Genomic DNA, 18,265 nt, shown 5'->3' with positions numbered 1-18,265 from the left:
AGCAAGCAATGAGCCTATTGATCAAGGGCGGCACTGTCGTCACCAATACCGATACCTACCGCGCCGACGTGCTCTGCGTTGACGGTAAGATTCACGCTATCGGCACTGATTTAGACATACCCGATGGTTGTGAAATCGTCGATGCCAGCGACCAGCTGGTGATGCCCGGCGGTATTGACCCCCATACCCATATGCAGCTGCCGTTTATGGGTACCGTGGCCAGCGAAGACTTCTACACCGGCACCGCCGCGGCCCTGGCGGGCGGCACCACCTCAATTATCGACTTCGTGATTCCTCAGCCGGGGCAGTCGCTGCTGGAGGCGTTCGAGACCTGGCAGGGGTGGGCCGAAAAAGCCGCCACCGACTTTGCTTTTCACGTGGCGATCACCTGGTGGGACGACAGTGTACGGGAGGAAATGGGCACGCTGGTGCACGAACACGGGGTCAACAGTTTCAAGCACTTCATGGCCTACAAAGGTGCCATCATGGCCACCGATGACATCCTGGTGGAGAGCTTTTCGCGCTGCCTGGAGTTGGGCGCGGTGCCGACGGTTCACGCTGAAAACGGCGAGCTGGTCTACCACATGCAGCAGAAACTGCTCGCCCAGGGCCTTACCGGACCGGAGGCCCACCCGCTTTCGCGCCCGCCCCAGGTAGAAGGCGAGGCTGCCAGCCGCGCCATTCGTATCGCCAGCACCCTGGGTGCCCCGATTTATCTGGTGCACGTTTCCACCAAGGACGCCGTGGACGAAATTGCCTACGCCCGGGACCAGGGGCACCAGGTTTACGGCGAGTGTCTGGCCGGCCACCTAGTGATCGACGACAGCGTCTACCAGGATACCGACTGGGGCCGCGCCGCGGCGCATGTAATGAGCCCGCCCTTCCGCCCTAAAGGCCATCAGGAAGCGCTTTGGCATGGTCTGCAGTCCGGCAACCTGCAAACCACCGCCACCGACCACTGCTGTTTCTGTGCCGATCAGAAAGCCGCAGGCAAGGATGACTTCACCAAGATTCCCAACGGCACTGCCGGGGTCGAGGACCGCCTGGCCGTACTCTGGGATGAAGGCGTCAACACCGGCAAGCTGTCGCCCCAGGAGTTTGTCGCGCTGACGTCGACCAACACCGCCAAGATTTTCAATCTCTACCCCCGCAAGGGCGCGATTCAGGTGGGTGCCGATGCCGATATCGTGGTGTGGGATCCCAATGGCACGCGGACGATTTCCGCCAAGACCCACCACCAGAACGTCGACTTCAATATCTTCGAAGGCAAGACGGTACGCGGCATCGCCCGCCACACCATCAGCCAGGGCAAATGGGTGTGGCGCGACGGTGACCTACGCGCCGAGCGCGGTGCAGGCCGGTATTTAGAACGCCCTGCCTACCCTGGCATGTTTGAGCTGCTGGCCAAGCGTGCCGAGCTAAATGCGCCGATGGCAGTCAAGCGCTGACCCATAAAGAACGACCAAGACCAACAGCTGTGCCCATAACAACAGCGGAGGCTCTACCGTGACTAGCCAACTGAACCATCTACCCAGCGCCAAAGAGGTCGGCACCTACGACCCAGCTACGCTGGCAAGCAACTTTAGCGATCTGCACCCGCCGCTGACCCATCGCCAGGCGATGATCGAAAGTCAGCGCTGTCTCTACTGCTTCGATGCGCCCTGCGTGGAGGCCTGCCCGTCGGAGATCGACATCCCGAGCTTCATTCGCCAGATCAGCGAAAACAACATCAACGGCGCGGCGGAAACCATCCTGGAAGCCAACATCCTGGGCGGCAGCTGCGCCAGGGTGTGCCCCACCGAAATCCTTTGCGAGCGTAGTTGCGTGCGCAACCACGACGCCGAGTGCCAACCGGTGCTGATCGGCCTGCTTCAGCGTCACGCCACCGACAACATGCAGTTCGATGGCCACCCGTTCAAGCGGGCTGCCACCACCGGTCGGCATATTGCCGTGGTCGGCGCCGGCCCCGCTGGGCTCGCCTGCGCGCACCGACTGGCGATGCTCGGCCATCAGGTAACCATCTTCGAGGCCGAGCAAAAGCCCGGTGGACTTAACGAGTACGGCATCGCCCGCTACAAGATGACCGATGACTTCGCCCGTAAGGAAGTCGAGTTTCTGCTCGAGATCGGCGGCATCGACATCCAGTACGGCCAGCGCCTGGGCGACAACCTGGAACTGGCCGCCCTGCATCAACAGTACGACAGTGTATTTCTCGGCCTTGGGCTAGGTACCAGCCGCGCCCTGGTGCTTACCGGCGATGAAGCACCCGGCCTGATGCCCGCCGTGGACTACATCAAGACCCTGCGCCAAACCGATGACCTGGGCAGCCTAGCCGTGGCCAAGCGCTGCATCGTGATTGGCGCAGGCAATACCGCCATCGACATGGCGACCCAGATGGCCCGCCTGGGCGCCACCGAGGTGACGCTGGTCTACCGTCGCGGCGTCGAGGCGATGTCAGCCACCGACCACGAACAGGAGATCGCCAAAGCCAACGGCGTGCGCATGGTCACCTGGGCACAGCCCGACGACATCCTGCTGGATAGCCAAGGCCGGGTAGCCGGCATGCGCTTTGCCAAGACCCAGGAACAAGCGGGGCAACTGACGGCGACCGGCGACACCTTCGAGATTGCCGCCGACGCCATCTTCAAGGCGATTGGTCAGGGCTTTGAAGGGGCAAGCCTTCGCGACGCCACCGCCGCCGAACTCGCCCGCGACGGCGAGCGCATTCAGGTCGATGACATGCTGCGCACCTCGCTGCCCAACGTTTACGCCGGCGGTGACTGTGTAAAACCCGGCCAGGACCTCACCGTTCAGGCCGTGCAGCACGGCAAGCTTGCCGCCCACGCCATTCATCAGGCGCTCGTCGCCAAGCAGGAGGCCGCATGAACACCCTCAATTTTACCCCACCGGGCAAGCACGACAGCGGCGATAGCGTGGTCAACGGCGTTGATCTATCAGTCAATTTCGCCGGCATCAAAGCCCCCAACCCGTTCTGGCTGGCGTCCGCCCCGCCCACCGACAAGGCCTACAACGTGGTACGCGCCTATGAAGCGGGCTGGGGCGGCGTGGTGTGGAAAACCCTCGGCGAAGAGCCGCCCGCAGTGAACGTGTCGTCGCGCTATTCGGCCCACTACGGCAAGAACCGCGAAGTGATCGGTTTTAACAATATCGAGCTGATTACCGACCGCTCGCTTGAGATCAATCTCGAAGAAATCACCCAGGTGAAGAAGGACTGGCCCGACCGGGCATTGATCGTTTCCATTATGGTGCCCTGCAATGAAGAGGCCTGGGCCTATATACTGCCGCGCGTGGAAGCCACCGGCGCCGACGGCATCGAGCTCAACCTGGGCTGCCCCCACGGCATGCCCGAACGCGGCATGGGTGCGGCGGTGGGCCAAAACCCGGACCTGATCGAAAAAGTCACCTACTGGTGCAAGAAACACTACTCCAAACCGGTGATCGTCAAGCTGACGCCTAACATCACCGATATTCGCGTGGGCGCCCAAGCGGCACTGCGCGGCGGCGCCGATGCGGTGTCGCTGATCAACACCATCAACTCGATCACCAGCATCGACCTGGACAACATGGTCGCCAAACCCACCGTCGGCCACCAGAGCACCCACGGCGGCTACTGCGGCAGCGCCGTCAAACCCATCGCGATGAACATGGTGGCGGAAATTGCCCGCGACCCGGCGACGCCCACGCTGCCAATCTCTGGCATTGGCGGCATTGCCACCTGGCGGGATGCAGCAGAGTTTATCGCCCTGGGGGCTGGCAGCGTGCAGGTATGTACCGCGGCGATGCTCAACGGCTTTCGCATTGTGGAGGAGATGAAAGACGGCCTTTCCCGCTGGATGGCCGAAAAAGGCTACGACTCCATTGAGGCGTTCTCGCGCAAGGCGATCCCCCAGACGACCGACTGGAAGCATCTGGATATCAACTTCAAGACCATCGCCAAGATCGATCAGGACCTGTGCATCGAGTGCGGCCGCTGCTATATCGCCTGCGAGGATACCTCTCACCAGTCGATTGCCAAGCTCACCGAGCAGGATGGCGCGCGCCGCTACGAAGTCATCGAGGAAGAGTGCGTGGGCTGCAACCTGTGCCAGATCACCTGCCCGGTGGAGAACTGCATCACCATGGTGCCCCAGGAAACCGGCAAGCCCTTCCTGGCCTGGGATGACGACCCGCGCAACCCCTTCCGCGCGGCCTCTTGATCAACGCCCTATAAAACGCCACCGCCCCTACTGAGTGAGGGCGGTGGCGTTTTGCTGTGCCTCCTCATCCATATGGGCCTCGGCCTGATTGAACGGCTCCCCCCGAACGTCGATGCGCGTGGGCCTCCTCGCTTGACTGATCAATTCAGTACGCCTTGAAACATTAATGACGGTAACAGAGACGATCACTTCAACGTCGGTTCTGCCGGAGACCAATGTGAGTTAGGGCTCAGGGGGCGAATAAATCGTTGGTTTACCTGCTCCGGGCACGTCATTGTACGGGGATAGAAGTTGCGCTTATACGCAGCTTCGAACGCCAACCATACTCGCCAGGGAGATTCCCATATGACAAAGCCTAATGTATTGGTGCTAATGGCCGACCAGCTCAACGGCACACTCTTTAAGGATGGCCCCGCCGACTTTTTGCATGCGCCCAACCTCAAGAAACTGGCCAAGCGCTCGGTCAACTTCAACAATGCCTATACGCCAAGCTACCTGTGTGCACCGGGGCGAGCCGCCTTCATGTCGAGCCAGCTGCCAAGCCGCACCGGGGTGTACGACAACGCGGCGGAGTTTCCCTCAAGCGTGCCGACCTGGGCGCACCATTTGCGCCGCGCCGGTTATTCCACCTGCTTGTCAGGCAAGATGCACTTCGTCGGCCCGGACCAGCTCCATGGCTTCGAGAAACGCCTGACCACGGATGTCTACCCGGCTGATTTCGGCTGGACACCTGACTACACCAGGCCAGGTGAGCGTATCGACTGGTGGTACCACAACCTGGGATCGGTGACAGGCGCTGGCGTTGCCGAAATTTCCAATCAGATGGAATACGACGACGAAGTCGCGTTCCACGCCGAGCAGAAGCTGTACGACCTGTCGCGTGGTCACGACGAGCGTCCCTGGGCGCTGTGCGTCAGCTTTACCCACCCGCACGACCCCTATGTGGCGCGTCGCCAATACTGGGATTTATATAACGACTGCGAGTATCTAGAGCCACAGCAAGGGCCCGTACCCTTCGATGAGCTGGATCCGCACTCCCAGCGGATTTTCGAAGCCAACGACTATACCAAGTTCAATATCCAGCCCCAGGACGTGCGCAACGCTCGCCAGGGCTATTTCGCCAACATCTCCTATATCGACGACAAGATCGGCGGCGTTCTCGACGTGCTCGAACGCACCCGCATGCTCGACAACACGATTATCGTGGTCTGCGCCGACCACGGCGATATGCTGGGCGAGAAGGGCCTGTGGTTCAAGATGAGTCCCTATGAAGGCTCTTCGCGGGTACCGCTGATGCTGTCTGCCCCAGGGATCGAACCGCGCAATGTCGAAGATCCGGTATCGATCATCGATATCAATACCACCATCGCCGACCTGGTCGGCATCGATCTCACCTCGATCGCCCCCTACACCGACGGCCAGTCGCTGCTTCCCTTGACCCGAGGCGAGAAGCGCGACGCGCCGGTATACATGGAATACGCCGCCGAGGCCAGCTACTCGCCCATCGTGACCATCCGCGAGGGCAAGTGGAAATTCAACTATTGCGAGATCGACCCGCCGCAGCTATTCGACCTGGAGGCCGACCCGCTGGAGCAGCACAACCTGGCGGCGCATCCCGACTACGCCGAGGTAGTGACCGACTATCAGGCCAAGGTGCACGAGCGCTGGGACATGAAAGCCTTCGATACCGACGTGCGCGCCTCCCAGGCGCAGCGCCTGATCGTCTACGAGGCCCTGCGCAATGGCCACTACTACCCGTGGGACTATCAGCCGCTTCAGGACGCTTCCGAGCGTTACATGCGTAACCACATGGATCTCAACGAAGTCGAAGAAGCCCAGCGCTTTCCCCGTGGCGAATAAGGCCATGGCGAATCACCTCGCCTGAGCCGACTCGGCAAGCAACGTAAACGCCCGTACCTTAGGTACGGGCGTTTTTTCTTGTGAGGATGGTAAAAGCCCCTCTACCGGACGTCTTGTCCGGCAAAGGGAAGATCACGTCAACTTGCGTGGCGCATACGGCGCAGCTCGCCGTTCAGGGCGCGGATGATCGCGTAGCACATCAGCAGCATCAAGATGGAAAAGGGGATGGCCGTCGCCGTGACACCCGCCTGAAGCGCCGATAATCCGCCACCGATCAACAATACAATGGCAATCAGCCCCTCCACCGTCGCCCAGAACATGCGTTGAGGCCGCGGTGCTTCGATCTTGCCGCCAGCGGTGATGGTATCGATCACCAGAGAGCCGGAATCCGATGACGTCACGAAGAAGGTCAGCGCCAGGATGATCCCAAGGGTCGACATCAAGCCCGTCAGTGGTAGCTCATTGAGCATGCCGAACAGGGCCAATTCGGGACGGTAGCTATCGATCACGTACTCCTTGACCAGACTGGCGGCGGGATTGGTATAGAGCTGATCCAGCGCGATGCTGCCGAATACCCCCATCCAGATAAAGATAAAAAGACTCGGCACGATCAGCACGCACAGCAAGAATTCACGCACAGTACGTCCTTTGGACACCCGCGCGACGAACATGCCGACAAAAGGCGCCCAGCTGACCCACCAAGCCCAGTAAAAGACCGACCAGGCTTGGCGATAGGCGTCATCGTCACGACCAAAGGGTGCCGATAGCGGAATGAATTCCGTCACATAATGGCTGATTCCTGTCCACATGCCGCTGATCGCCATCAGGGTCGGGCCGGCGAACAGCACGAAGAGGAAGAACAACACGGATGCCCCCATATTGATCTCGGAGAGTCGCTTGACGCCCCCCTCGAGGCCGCGCCATACCGACACCAGCGCCACCGCGGTGACCAGGGCAATGATAATGACCTGGGTCGTGGTATTGATGGCCATGCCGAAGACGAAATTCAGTCCCGCGTTGGCCTGCTGGGCGCCCAAGCCCAGTGCCGTGGCCAAGCCGAACAAGGTGGAAAACACCGCCAGGATATCGATCCCGTGACCCCACCAGCCCCATACGCGATCCCCCAGGATGGGAAAGAAGATCGAGCGAATAGAAAACGGCAGTTGCTTGTTATAGCTGAAGATCGCCAGGGCGAGCGCCATCACCGCGTAGACGGCCCAGCCGTGCAGCCCCCAGTGTAGAAAGGTCCCCGCCAACCCCATGGCCGAGGCTTCGTCAACCGCGGCCAGATTCAGCGCACCGTCGGCGCCGAAGGGTGAAGGGGTGCCTAAGGGCGACGACACATTCGCATGATAAACCGGTTCCAGCACGCTGAAGAACAGCAAGGCGATCCCGATACCCGCGGTAAACAACAGTGCGAACCAAGACAGGTAACTGTGTTCCGGCCGGGCATCCGGCCCACCCAGTCTCACCTTGCCATGGGGAAGCACGATCAGCACCAGGCAGAAGAGAACGAAGAAATCCACCAGGATCATGAAGTACCAGTCCAGCGTGCGCGTCGAGAAGCTGACGATGGATTGGAAAAGCGCCCCTGCCTGCGCCGGGAACATCAGGGTCAGCACGATGAAAATCAACGAGGCGAGGGCGGATAGGACAAAGACACGGTTGTGAATGTCAAAGCCGATGGGCCCCACACTGCCCTTGATGTTGTCCTGCCCGACAACATAATCCGTCTGCATGTCGCTATCGTCGTACGTCGACGAAGCCCGTTTATTTAAGAAGCCCATAGGGTCTATCTCCTTATTGTAGTGATCGAGTTGTCGCTACTCTCTTATGGTCATTAAAGACCGCCTTGCGAAGTGAAATGACGCATTGCTCGAAACGTTGTCATCAGAAAAACCCTGACCACGTCTCTCACAAGGTAATGGCCACAAATGGCCCGTTCGGTTGCGCGTCGCCGACCAGCCCCACGCGTTGCAGGCGGGCGACGACACTGGGCTTGATCCAGGCCAGGTGCAGCTTGCCGCCCCGGGCATGGCAGAGGCGCGCCTGGCGCTGTAGAAGATGAATGCCGTTGAGGTCGATGAAATTGATGCCCGCCGCCAGGATGACAAGATCGGGCTGTTCGCAACGCTCCAGCCTGCGGGCTATCGAGTCGCAAGCACCGAAAAACAGGGAGCCGTCGATCCTGACAACATCGCAGTACTGCGCTTCCACGACTTGCTGAATCATCAACGGCGCCTGGGACAGGTCGCTCTCCACCACCGGTGGCCGAGTGGTGCGGCGCAAATAGAGTATCAACGAGGCCAGCACGCCCAGGTAGATCGCGAACTCCAGCGCCACGATCAGCGTGCTTAAAAAGGTAATCAGCAATACCGTGGCTTCCGAGCGGCTTAGCGTCAGTGACTCGCGGATACTTTTCCAGTCGACCAGCTTGAAGGCGATCAATAGCAGTTGCCCAGCAATGGCCGGCATCGGCATGTATTTCAGTAATGGAGAGGCCACCAGCAGAATAGGCACCAGAAACAGCGCCGAGAACAGGGCGGCCAGGGGTGAACAGGCGCCTGCGCTGGCGTTGAGCCCAGAACGCGTCAGTGATCCTGAAGAGATAAAACCGGAGAAGAAAGCCCCGCCCAGGTTAGATAGCCCCTGGCCGATGAACTCCTGATTATTGTCGAGCCGTTGACCCGTTCGCGATGCGATGGCCCGGGCGATGGCAATCGACTGCACCAGCCCAAGCAGGCCCAACGCGATGGCGCCTGGCGTCAGCAAACGCAGGTTTTCCAGGGAAAGGTCGGGGGTTGATAGCGGAGGCAGCCCGGCCTGGACAGACGTGACGCGCTGGACGATCTCACGGCTTGGATCCAGCCAGGCGGCCAGTAGCGCGGCCGCCACAATCGCCACGATCATCCCCGGCCAGCGTGGCAGCCAGCGCTGAAATACCAAGCAGATGACAACGGTAAACACCGTGATGAAAAGTGCCGTGGGCTCTATCGCCTCGAAGCGAGCAATCAACTGAGGCCAGATAGCAAGAAAGTTGCCGCTTTCGATTTGCGCCAGCCCCAGCGCATGGGGTAACTGGCTGGCGGCAATGATCAGCGCGGCCCCTGCCGTAAATCCGGTGATGACGGAATGCGACACCAACTCGACCAGCGCGCCCAAGCGCGCCAGGCCTAACAGCAACTGAAAGAGACCCGCCAGGAACGTCAGTGTCATCGCCAGCGTAATGAACTCGCTGGAGCCTGCGTCGGCAAAAGGCTGCAGGGTGGAAAAGAGCGCGATCGACAGGGCAGCCACCGGCCCGCTGACCATCTGCCGGGACGAACCGAACAGCGCCGCCAGTATGACCGGCACAATGGCCGCATAAAGGCCGTACTCCGGGGGAAGACCGGCCAGTAGCGCATAGGCAACGCCTTGGGGAAGCACCAATACTGCGCCGGTCAATCCCGCGATGGCATCGATGCGCAGTGAACGCGTCGTTTGCTGTGGCAGCCATTGTAGAAACGGCAAACCGTGCCAGCCGACTGTTGACCGGTTCCTACGGGGTGGCGACGTCATCGCGGTATCTCCGGGAGACGTTTCGCGGCACGCGCACGTCGCACAAGAGATTTCCGTTCACTGGGGTCATGGACGTCATGCGAGCCGCCCTGCCTCTCGGCGAGACAACGGTGACGTAGGGAAACGTCAGTTGTCTTGAAAGGCACGCCAGGAGACTGGCTTATCCCTATTGGGGGTGCTGTCATGGGGAAACCTCACTGGCGCGGATTGCCAGCGTTGAAACAGTTCATCGGGTCGACGTAAGTCTCTGTACGATGACGTGCTTGTCGCCAACAGACCAACGATTTATTCGGCACCTGAGCCCAAGCACACATTGGCCTCCGGGTCCCTTCACCACTCCGTTCTTCAGGACCTATCGAATTATCCCGGGCGGGTATAAAAAAAATGCATGGAATGGCATAAGAGAAAGGCGCTACTCGCTTGGTTGCTCAATCGCTATGTTCCCCGTCATAGCAAACGAGCTAATCGCAACCCATCGAGGAGGACCGCCATGCCCAACCGCCATGCACTTATCGTCCATGAACAGCCCCCCTCCATTGTCATTGACGAAGGAGATCACTCTCAGGAAATCAGCCCACTGTGGCTACGTGAGCGAACACGCGCGCCTGATCAGTTAGAGTCAATGACACAGCAACGCCTATTCGACTCCCATGCCATCGATTCGGCGCTGACACTCGAGAGTGCAGTCCTGGTCGACGAGCATCATGTTGTTTTGGCGTTTAGCGATGGCCACAAGGAGACCTATGATCTTCGCGTACTCGCCGATGAGCTGGACGACAACAGCCACTTCCCTTGCGCCGAGCCTTGGGACGCGAGCCTCAATCAAGACCGGCTGCGCTTTGACTGGCCCCGAACGCTAGACGATCCAGCCTACTTCCAGGCGTCACTGGACGCCTACTTGCGGTACGGCTACATCATCCTTCAAGGCGTGCCGACAGACCCGGAGCAAATCCTCCAGGTCGGCAGCCACTTCGGCTACGTCAAGGAAACCAATTTTGGCCGTTATTTCGAGGTCTACTCCCGCCCGACCGGCAACGACCTGGCTTATCGTAGCGTCGCACTGGGGCCGCATACCGATAATCCCTACCGCAGCCCGGTGCCGGGTATTCAACTGCTGCACTGCCTGGTTAACGAAACCACGGGGGGGCTGTCTACGCTCGCCGACAGCCTGAAGGTGCTCGAGCAATTGCGCGCGGAAAACCCCGAGGGTTACGCGCTGCTCAAGCGTACCCCGGTGCGCTTTCGCTTCATTGATGCCGGTACTGAGCTGGTCACCCATCGCACCATGATCCAGACCAACGACGACGGCCATCCCACCGGCGTTCACTACAGTCCTCGCCTGGATGCCCTGCCGCTCCTCTCCGATGCCCAGACACGGCTCTTTCATCGGGCGCGTCAACGCCTCGGTGAACTGTTGACGGATCCCGCCTACGAAGTGCGTTTTCCCCTCGCCGCTGGCGATTTGATGATGTTCGACAACAGCCGAGTTCTGCACGGGCGAACGAGTTACAACACCGACGAGGGCCATCGCCATGTACAGGGGTGCTATCTCGACACCGATGGTCCGCGCGAACGCTTCGCAAGCCTGATGAAACAGCAAGGTTTAATGGGAAAGGTGGCTTAACATGGAACAGGTTCAGTTTCGGCAAATGAAAGACGGCACTCGCGAGGAATACGTCTTCCTCGAACAGCTTGAAGACGAGTTCAACCAAGGCTTGGTCGACCGCATCCTGCAGGCATTGCGTCATCTCGAGCTCGGTTTGAGCGGCTATCAGGTAACACGCCTGGAGCATTCGCTCCAGACAGCCGCCCGTGCCGAGGCAGACGGCGCCGATAAGGATATGATCATTGGTGCCCTGCTACACGATCTTGGCGACGAACTGGCGCCCTATAATCACTCGCAGTTGGCCGCGTCGATCATCCGCCCCTACGTCCGCGCCGAGGTCACCTGGATCGTGCACCACCATGGCCTCTTCCAGAAAGTCTACTACGCCCATCACTTCGGCGAAGATCCCAACGAGCGTGACCGCTACCGGGATCATCCCTGGTACCAGAGCTGCGTGGACTTCTGCGAGCGCTATGATCAGGCGGCCTTCGACCCTGACTACCCCACGCCTCCGCTGGAGTACTTCGAACCCATGTTGCGCAGCGTGTTTTCACGCACACCCTTCGATCCCGCCGTTATTGGGGAAGAGCATCCGTTGGCGTAATGATGACGCTCGCCACTGGCGTGGCGTGGCATTCACCCTTTCTCCTGAGCAGACGGGAGAACGCAATAGCCGGTCGGGCAGACCGGCTAACCGATGGCTTTGATGAGCCAATCGCTGACCGGCGCAATGACGGCACTGCGGTGATGCTTGACGCTGAGCCAGTAACCGTAATCATCACGGGTCACACACGGGGAGAGCGCCACCAGCTGACCGCTTGCCAGATACTCCTTGACGAGAGGTGACCAACCCAGTGCCACGCCCTGGTGCGCGAGAGCCGCATTCAGCAACAGGGCATAATTATGGTAGGCAAAGACCTCGTCTCTTGGCGTCGTCAGGCCCATCCCCGCCTGCTGACACCACTGTGCCCAATCGAGCCAGCGGGGATCTTTGATATCCTGGTGCAATAGCGCCAGACGGGAAAGCTGCGCTGTCGTCAGCGTGCCCGTCAAACCCTGCGAATGCGCGTAGTCAGGGCTGCATACGGGGAACACCGCTTCTTTGGCCAGCAACACCGCCTCTTCCTGGGGTATATAAGGGCCAAAACGGATCGCTATATCTGCCGCTTGCAGTTCAGGGTCGTCAGCACGATCAACCGTCACCAGCTTGAACGTCAACGTCGGAAACGCCTGTTTGAGCGTTGGCAGCAATGGTAACAAACACAGGTGGGTAAACCCCGCACCCGCCGCGATCGACACGCTGGGCGCGGGCCGTGCTCCCTGGTGGATGACTCTTTCGCAGGCTTCACGAATCGCCTTGAGGTTGGGGGCCATCTCCCGATAGAAACGCTCTCCCAGAGGGGTAAGCACCAGGCGGCCGCCTTGACGATCAAACAGGGGCAGTCCAAGCGTCTCTTCTAACGCGCGAATACGCTGCGAGATCGTCGGCTGGGTCGCGCGCTCCTCGTCAGCCGCCGCCGTCATCGAACCCAGACGCGCCGTGGCCTCGAAGGCAATTAGCGACTTCATTGAAGGGGGTGGGTAGCACACCAGTGAGGCCTCCGTGTTTTAAGCTTCCGTCATCAGCCCAGCATTTAGCGTATCAATGGAGTCTGAGGAAGGCACTTTAGCAGACGGTAGGCGCATGGCCTCGACTTTTAGTCCGACGACTTCCTCTTGATCAACGCCCTATAAAACGCCACCGCCCGCACAGAGTGAGGGCGGTGGCGTTTTGCGTGCGATCACTGGTTATCCAGCACTAGGCGAATTAAACCAAGGGTTCACCAGTCAGCCTGCAGGCTTGATACTAAAACTCTTCCCACTCTTGGTCCGCGCTTGCCGCTACTTTCGCCTTTTTCACCCCTTGGGTGGCGGGCTGCCTGAGCACCGGTTGCGTTTGGGGCGCGGCGAGCGGGGCATGCTGGGTGCGGCTTTCCCCTTCCGCCAGACGGAAGGCTGAAACGACACTTTCCAGCTTGGCCGCCTGATCTTCCAACGAGCTTGCCGCCGATGAAGCTTCTTGAACCAGCGCGGCGTTCTGCTGGGTGACTTCGTCCATCTGGCTAACCGCCTGGTTCACCTGCTCAATACCTGAACTCTGCTCCTGAGAAGCGGCCGATATTTCATCCATGATATCGGTCACGCGGCGCACCGACGACACCACCTCGCGCATGGTTTCCCCGGCGTTTTCGACTAATACCGAACCTTCTTTCACCTGGGTTGATGACGCCTCGATCAATGCCTTGATCTCTTTGGCAGCGTCAGCACTGCGGCTGGCCAGGTTACGTACTTCGCTTGCCACGACTGCAAAGCCGCGACCCTGCTCACCCGCGCGTGCTGCCTCCACCGACGCATTAAGCGCCAGAATATTGGTCTGGAAGGCAATAGAGTCGATAACACTGATAATATCCGTGACTTTCTTGGAGCTGTCCGAGATGCCGTGCATGGTGGTAATGACTCGCTCTACCACCTCGCCGCCACTGCTTGCCGTGGTGGACGCATCTTGCGCTAACTGGGTCGCATGACGAGCGTTATCGGCGTTCTGTTTCACCGTTGTCGTTAGCTGTTCCATACTTGCTGCGGTCTCTTGCAGCGATGCCGCCTGCTGCTCGGTACGCGAGGACAAATCGGCGTTGCCGCTGGCAATTTCCCGCGCGCCAATATGAATCGAACCGCTGCTATTGCGCACCTCGGTGACTGTTTTAACCAGGTTGCTCTGCATATGCTGCATGGCACTAAACAGCTTGCCAATTTCATTGCGGCCCCGCGAACTGACACTGCCGGAGAGATCATTTTGCGCAATACGTTCAAAGTGTCCTACCGCTTCATTGAGCGGCTTGACAATCGCCCCCACCATGGCGATGCGAACGAACAGCACCATTAATGCCGCCAGTATCAACACGGCGATATCGATATAGCCAATCAGCTGCATGTCGCTTTCATAGTCAGCAACCATAATGCCGTTGTGCTCTGCCATGTAATCGTTGTAAGCCCTGCTCACCTCGATGAACTGCTGATTCAAATCACTGGCCGTTTCTCTTGCGTTGCGAAAAGCGTCCTCGTTACTGGCGGCCAGCGCCACTTCCTGGGGCATCAGCCCCTGTTCGATCAGGCGTTCGAAGCTTGCTATCAAGGTGTCTACACGAGGCGCCGGCACCGCGATCGACTCAAATTGGTCAAAATGATCTCGTGCACTTTCCTGCATGTCCTGAGCTTCCGCCAGGTATTGACGGGCCGAGCGAGCATCGCCTTCATAACTCGCGACAAAACTGTTTACATAGAAAAGCTGTGCGTTTGCTACCGATAACTGGCCTTGGTTAACCGCGCGCATTTGATCCGCCGCACGGTCCACTTCTCTAAGCGAAGAGCTACCCTCTTCGCCCGCTCGATAACCAAGAAAGGCGATAACGATAATTAATAACGAAAAGATAACAAGAACGAGGGTTAACCCCATTTTGACGGACACATTGCTGAGTAGACGGTTCATAGTTCGGTACTGCTCCTGGCTAGGTATATTCACTTTAGATGATCTTGATAACCTAGCCGCAGACTGAACGATGGCTTGGATTATAAGAACAATCTTTTATCTTGTGCGCAAAACTTTATCGGCCGAGATAAATGCCACTTTAGCGAAAACCCAAACTTCTTTAAGTACCCAACTCTTTTACACAACCAAGAGCCAGAAACTGTTTATCTATGAACAAAATTTTAAACTTAACCTATGTTATCGAATAACATTCAATAATGTGTATTTAAACTATAACGGCGCTTATTCCATTATTTACTAATATAATTTTGGCACTGCCGCTTCATCACGTCGGGCGCACGATTGCGCCTAGAAAACAATGAAATAACGGCGTCATGGCGGGAAGAGACAGCGCTGCCCCCGTGGCCGTAGCGACGGGGGCAGCGAAGAGCACAAAACCGTTGGCAGGATTATGCGTCGGCGTGAACCTTGATCCGGTATAGCACGCAGTAGACCACCGGCAACACCACCAGGGTCAGCAAGGTGGCGACGCCCAGGCCGCCGATCAGCGCGACCGCCATACTGGCAAAGAAGGCGTCGCTGATCAGCGGGATCATGCCCAGCATGGTGGTCAGCGCGGCCATGGCGACAGGCCTGACACGGCTGATGGCGGCGCGTACCACTGCATGGTAGCGGTCCTGGTGTAACGGTAGCTGTACGTTGATTTCCTCTACCAGCACGATGGCGTTCTTGATCACCATGCCGATCAAACTCAGCGTGCCGAGCAGCGCCATGAACGAGAACGGCAAGCCGGTCAGCAGCAGCGCGCCCACCACGCCGATAATCGTCAGCGGCACCAGCGACCAGATGGCCAGCGGCTGGCGGAAGTTGTTGAATAGCACCACGGTGATGATAAACATCATCACCAGCCCCAGCGGTAGCGAAGAGAACAACCCGCTTTGGGCTTCGCCGGCGGTTTCATACTCGCCGCCCCACTCCAGTCGGTAGCCTGGCGGCAGCTCCAGGTCTTCCACCTCGGGACGAACCTCGGCCAGTACGCTGGCGGCGGTCACGCCGCTTAACGGGTCCGGCTCGCCATATACCGCCAGCATGCGTTCGCGGTTGCGACGCTTGATTAGCGGGTCTGCCACCTGGGTCCTGATATCGCTGATCACCTGGTCGGCGGTGATATAACGCCCCTGCTCTTCGCTCCACACATTGAGCGAGCCGAGGTTGTCCACGTCGTGGCGCTGGCTGGGGATCGCCCGCGCCACCATGGGAATCAGGTCACTACCGTCGCGATAAATACCCACCTGGCTGCCGCTGGTGCTCAACGCGAGCGTGGCGGCCAGGTCTTCGCGGGTCACGCCCAGTCTGCGCGCGGTGTCTTCCATAAATACCGGTTCGATGGCCTGAACGCGATTACCCCAGCTGGTCCGCACACTGGTCATATGCGGCGTATCGCGGAACATGGCCTCAACCTGATAACCCAGCTGACGCAACACTTCCGGGTCGCTGCCGTAAAAGCGCGCCTCCAGCTTGGCTTTCGGCGCGGGGCCGACTTCCAGCGGGGCGATTTTATAGTCGATATCACCATGGTGGCGCTTCAGCACTTCCTCAACATCGGCCATCCGTTCACGCTGGGTGGCTTTATCGTCGGTTTCGACAATCAGCTGCGCGTAGCTCGAGTAGCGGTCTTCCGGCGAGTAGGTGAGCGTAAAACGCTGTGCACCGCCGCCCACGGTGGTGGTCAGATGGCGAATGCCGTCCATCGCCATCACGCTATCTTCCAGCTCACTAACGCGCCGCTGGGTTTCGAGGATATCCGTGCCTTCCGGCGTGCGGTAATCGACAAAAAAGATCGGTGTGTTGGACGCCGGAAAGAAGGCGTTTTTCACCGAGCCAAAGCCGACCACCGCCCCGGCCAGTATCGCCACCACCAACACCAGCGTGACCCAGCGAAACCGAATGCCGGTGATAATCACCCGGCTGAAAACGCGATACACAATGCCTTTATAGGGGTCCTCCTGGCCATCGCCAGGCGCCACATTGCGGAAGAACAGCTTGAAGTAGAAAGGGGTCAGCGTCAGTGCGGTAATCCAGCTGAGCAGCAGCGAGTAGAGCAGCACGAAAAACAGCGAGCCGATGAACTCGCCGGTGGTATCCGGCGACAGGCCAATCGGGGCAAAGGCGGCAATGGCGATGAGCGTGGCGGCCAGCAACGGCCAGGCGTTCTGGCGAATCACCTGGTGGGCCGATTCGCGGATCGTATTACCGCGTTTCAAGCCCACCAGCATGCCCTCGGTGACCACGATGGCATTATCCACCAGCATACCCAGGGCGATGATCAGCGCGCCCAGCGATATCTTTTCCAGTTGCAACCCATGGAAGCGCATCAGCATGAAGGTGCCGATAATGGTGATCAGCAGGATGAACCCCATCAGCAGGCCGCTGCGCCATCCCATAAACAGCATCAGCACCACGATGACGATGGCCACCGCCTGGATCAGGCTGACCAAAAAGCCCGATACGGCTTCATCGACCACCTGGGGCTGGTCGTAAACCACGTTGAGCTCCATTCCCAGTGGCGTGCGGGCCTGAAGTTCATCCAGACGCTGCTGCAGTCGCTCTCCCACCTCGACCACGTTTACACCGCTTTCAAAGGAGACGCCCAGCGACATCGCCGGCCGACCCATATCGCGGTAAAGCTGCTGGGGCTGCTCCGCCAGTTCGCGCGATATGTCAGCGATATCGCTGAGCCGTACCAGTTCGCCATCGCCCTCGCTGACGATAAGCGCGCGCAGGTCATCGATATTTGCCGCGCTGCCAGTGGGGGTAATACGGAAGCGGCGTCCATCCTGTTCGAGATGCCCCGAGTCGGCGACCGCATTCTGCGTGTCGAGCAACTGTTGCAGGCGGGTTAACGGAATATTGAGCGCGCGTAGTTTCTCACGGTCGACCTCGATAAAAATGCGCTCTTCGTGCTCGCCGCCGAGCGATACCTTTTCAACCCCGTCGACCAGCGCCAACTCACGCTTGAGAAAATCGGCATGGTCAGCAAGGTCGGGCATGCTATAGCCTTCGCCGGTCAGGTTGACCATAAAGCCAAATACATCGCCAAAATCGTCGTTCACTCGGGACTGGCTGGCTCCCGGCGGTAACGCTGCCTGGGCGTCCTGAACGTTACGACGCAGCGAATCCCAAAGTTGCTCCAGCTCTTCGTTCTGTACCGTGCTTTCAAGCTCGACGGTAATCTGCGAGAGGCCGTCGGAACTTACCGAGCTGATACGCTTGATCGACGACATCCCCTGGATCGACTCTTCCAGCGTCGAAGTGACTTCCTGCTCTACTTCTTCAGGGGTCGCGCCGGGATATTGGGTGGTGATCAACGCATTGCGGATGGTGAACTCGGGGAACTCGAGCTGCCCCATACCTAAAAACGCAAGCGCGCCGCCGGCGAGCAGTACTACGGTCATCAAATAGCTGGCGGCCCGGTGGCGTAAAAAATAATCAACCATG

Annotated in this window: 11 protein-coding genes; 6 read left to right on the top strand and 5 right to left on the bottom strand. The window is 59.2% G+C overall.

The window, feature by feature from the left end; all coding sequences use genetic code 11:
* Window positions 1-8: 8 nt before the first annotated feature.
* From hydA to betC, 4 genes are all read left to right on the top strand, one after another.
* Window positions 9-1,448: a dihydropyrimidinase gene (gene hydA / locus QC816_RS09205; protein WP_309781750.1), complete on the top strand. Its 1,440-nt coding sequence runs from the start codon at window positions 9-11 to the stop codon at window positions 1,446-1,448.
* A 58-nt stretch (window positions 1,449-1,506) separates the two neighbouring features.
* On the top strand, window positions 1,507-2,886 hold the full coding sequence (locus QC816_RS09200) for an NAD(P)-dependent oxidoreductase (RefSeq protein ID WP_309781749.1): 1,380 nt from the start codon (window positions 1,507-1,509) through the stop codon (window positions 2,884-2,886).
* On the top strand, window positions 2,883-4,217 hold the full coding sequence (preA, locus tag QC816_RS09195; RefSeq protein ID WP_085919774.1) for an NAD-dependent dihydropyrimidine dehydrogenase subunit PreA: 1,335 nt from the start codon (window positions 2,883-2,885) through the stop codon (window positions 4,215-4,217). Before QC816_RS09200 ends, preA begins: the two co-directional genes overlap by 4 nt.
* A 345-nt stretch (window positions 4,218-4,562) precedes the next feature.
* Window positions 4,563-6,077 (top strand): choline-sulfatase, encoded by a 1,515-nt coding sequence (betC, locus tag QC816_RS09190; RefSeq protein ID WP_264824776.1) that lies wholly within the window; start codon window positions 4,563-4,565, stop codon window positions 6,075-6,077.
* 137 nt (window positions 6,078-6,214) lie between these two features.
* Here the strand turns inward: betC and QC816_RS09185 are convergent, their stop codons facing one another.
* Entirely contained in the window at window positions 6,215-7,864 is a 1,650-nt protein-coding gene (locus QC816_RS09185) for a BCCT family transporter (protein ID WP_309781748.1), read from the bottom strand.
* Window positions 7,865-7,991: 127 nt separating this feature from the next.
* Complete coding sequence (locus QC816_RS09180; RefSeq protein WP_264824774.1) at window positions 7,992-9,635, bottom strand: SulP family inorganic anion transporter; 1,644 nt, start codon at window positions 9,633-9,635, stop codon at window positions 7,992-7,994.
* A gap of 490 nt (window positions 9,636-10,125) precedes the next feature.
* On the opposite strand from QC816_RS09180, the gene QC816_RS09175 reads away from it, so the two are divergent.
* Both QC816_RS09175 and QC816_RS09170 read left to right on the top strand, forming a co-directional pair.
* Window positions 10,126-11,259: a TauD/TfdA family dioxygenase gene (locus QC816_RS09175; protein WP_264824773.1), complete on the top strand. Its 1,134-nt coding sequence runs from the start codon at window positions 10,126-10,128 to the stop codon at window positions 11,257-11,259.
* Window position 11,260: 1 nt separating this feature from the next.
* Entirely contained in the window at window positions 11,261-11,845 is a 585-nt protein-coding gene (locus QC816_RS09170) for an HD domain-containing protein (protein WP_309781747.1), read from the top strand.
* Between the two features lie 86 nt (window positions 11,846-11,931).
* On the opposite strand, the gene QC816_RS09165 is transcribed toward QC816_RS09170, so the two are convergent.
* From QC816_RS09165 to QC816_RS09155, 3 genes are all read right to left on the bottom strand, one after another.
* Window positions 11,932-12,831 carry a LysR substrate-binding domain-containing protein gene (locus tag QC816_RS09165; RefSeq protein WP_309781745.1) on the bottom strand — a complete coding sequence of 300 codons (900 nt, stop codon included), beginning with the start codon at window positions 12,829-12,831 and terminating at the stop codon, window positions 11,932-11,934.
* A 256-nt stretch (window positions 12,832-13,087) separates the two neighbouring features.
* The gene (locus tag QC816_RS09160) at window positions 13,088-14,767 is read right to left on the bottom strand and encodes a methyl-accepting chemotaxis protein (protein WP_309781743.1); all 1,680 of its coding nucleotides are present in this window, start codon (window positions 14,765-14,767) and stop codon (window positions 13,088-13,090) included.
* Window positions 14,768-15,216: 449 nt separating this feature from the next.
* Window positions 15,217-18,264: an efflux RND transporter permease subunit gene (locus QC816_RS09155; RefSeq protein ID WP_264824769.1), complete on the bottom strand. Its 3,048-nt coding sequence runs from the start codon at window positions 18,262-18,264 to the stop codon at window positions 15,217-15,219.
* Window position 18,265: the final 1 nt, after the last annotated feature.

The organism is Vreelandella janggokensis (assembly GCF_031451615.1).
Lineage (GTDB): Bacteria > Pseudomonadota > Gammaproteobacteria > Pseudomonadales > Halomonadaceae > Vreelandella > Vreelandella janggokensis.
Note: the sequence above shows the minus strand (reverse complement) of the source record. Positions and strands in the feature narration are given on the sequence as shown.

Bases quoted from the DNA above. Each gene is read 5' to 3' on its own strand.
- hydA (WP_309781750.1), top strand. From the start codon at position 9: ATGAGCCTATTGATCAAGGGCGGCACTGTCGTCACCAATACCGATACC.
- preA (WP_085919774.1), top strand. From the start codon at position 2,883: ATGAACACCCTCAATTTTACCCCACCGGGCAAGCACGACAGCGGCGAT.
- betC (WP_264824776.1), top strand. From the start codon at position 4,563: ATGACAAAGCCTAATGTATTGGTGCTAATGGCCGACCAGCTCAACGGC.
- QC816_RS09185 (WP_309781748.1), bottom strand. From the start codon at position 7,864: ATGGGCTTCTTAAATAAACGGGCTTCGTCGACGTACGACGATAGCGAC.
- QC816_RS09180 (WP_264824774.1), bottom strand. From the start codon at position 9,635: ATGACGTCGCCACCCCGTAGGAACCGGTCAACAGTCGGCTGGCACGGT.
- QC816_RS09175 (WP_264824773.1), top strand. From the start codon at position 10,126: ATGCCCAACCGCCATGCACTTATCGTCCATGAACAGCCCCCCTCCATT.
- QC816_RS09170 (WP_309781747.1), top strand. From the start codon at position 11,261: ATGGAACAGGTTCAGTTTCGGCAAATGAAAGACGGCACTCGCGAGGAA.
- QC816_RS09160 (WP_309781743.1), bottom strand. From the start codon at position 14,767: ATGAACCGTCTACTCAGCAATGTGTCCGTCAAAATGGGGTTAACCCTC.
- QC816_RS09155 (WP_264824769.1), bottom strand. From the start codon at position 18,264: ATGGTTGATTATTTTTTACGCCACCGGGCCGCCAGCTATTTGATGACC.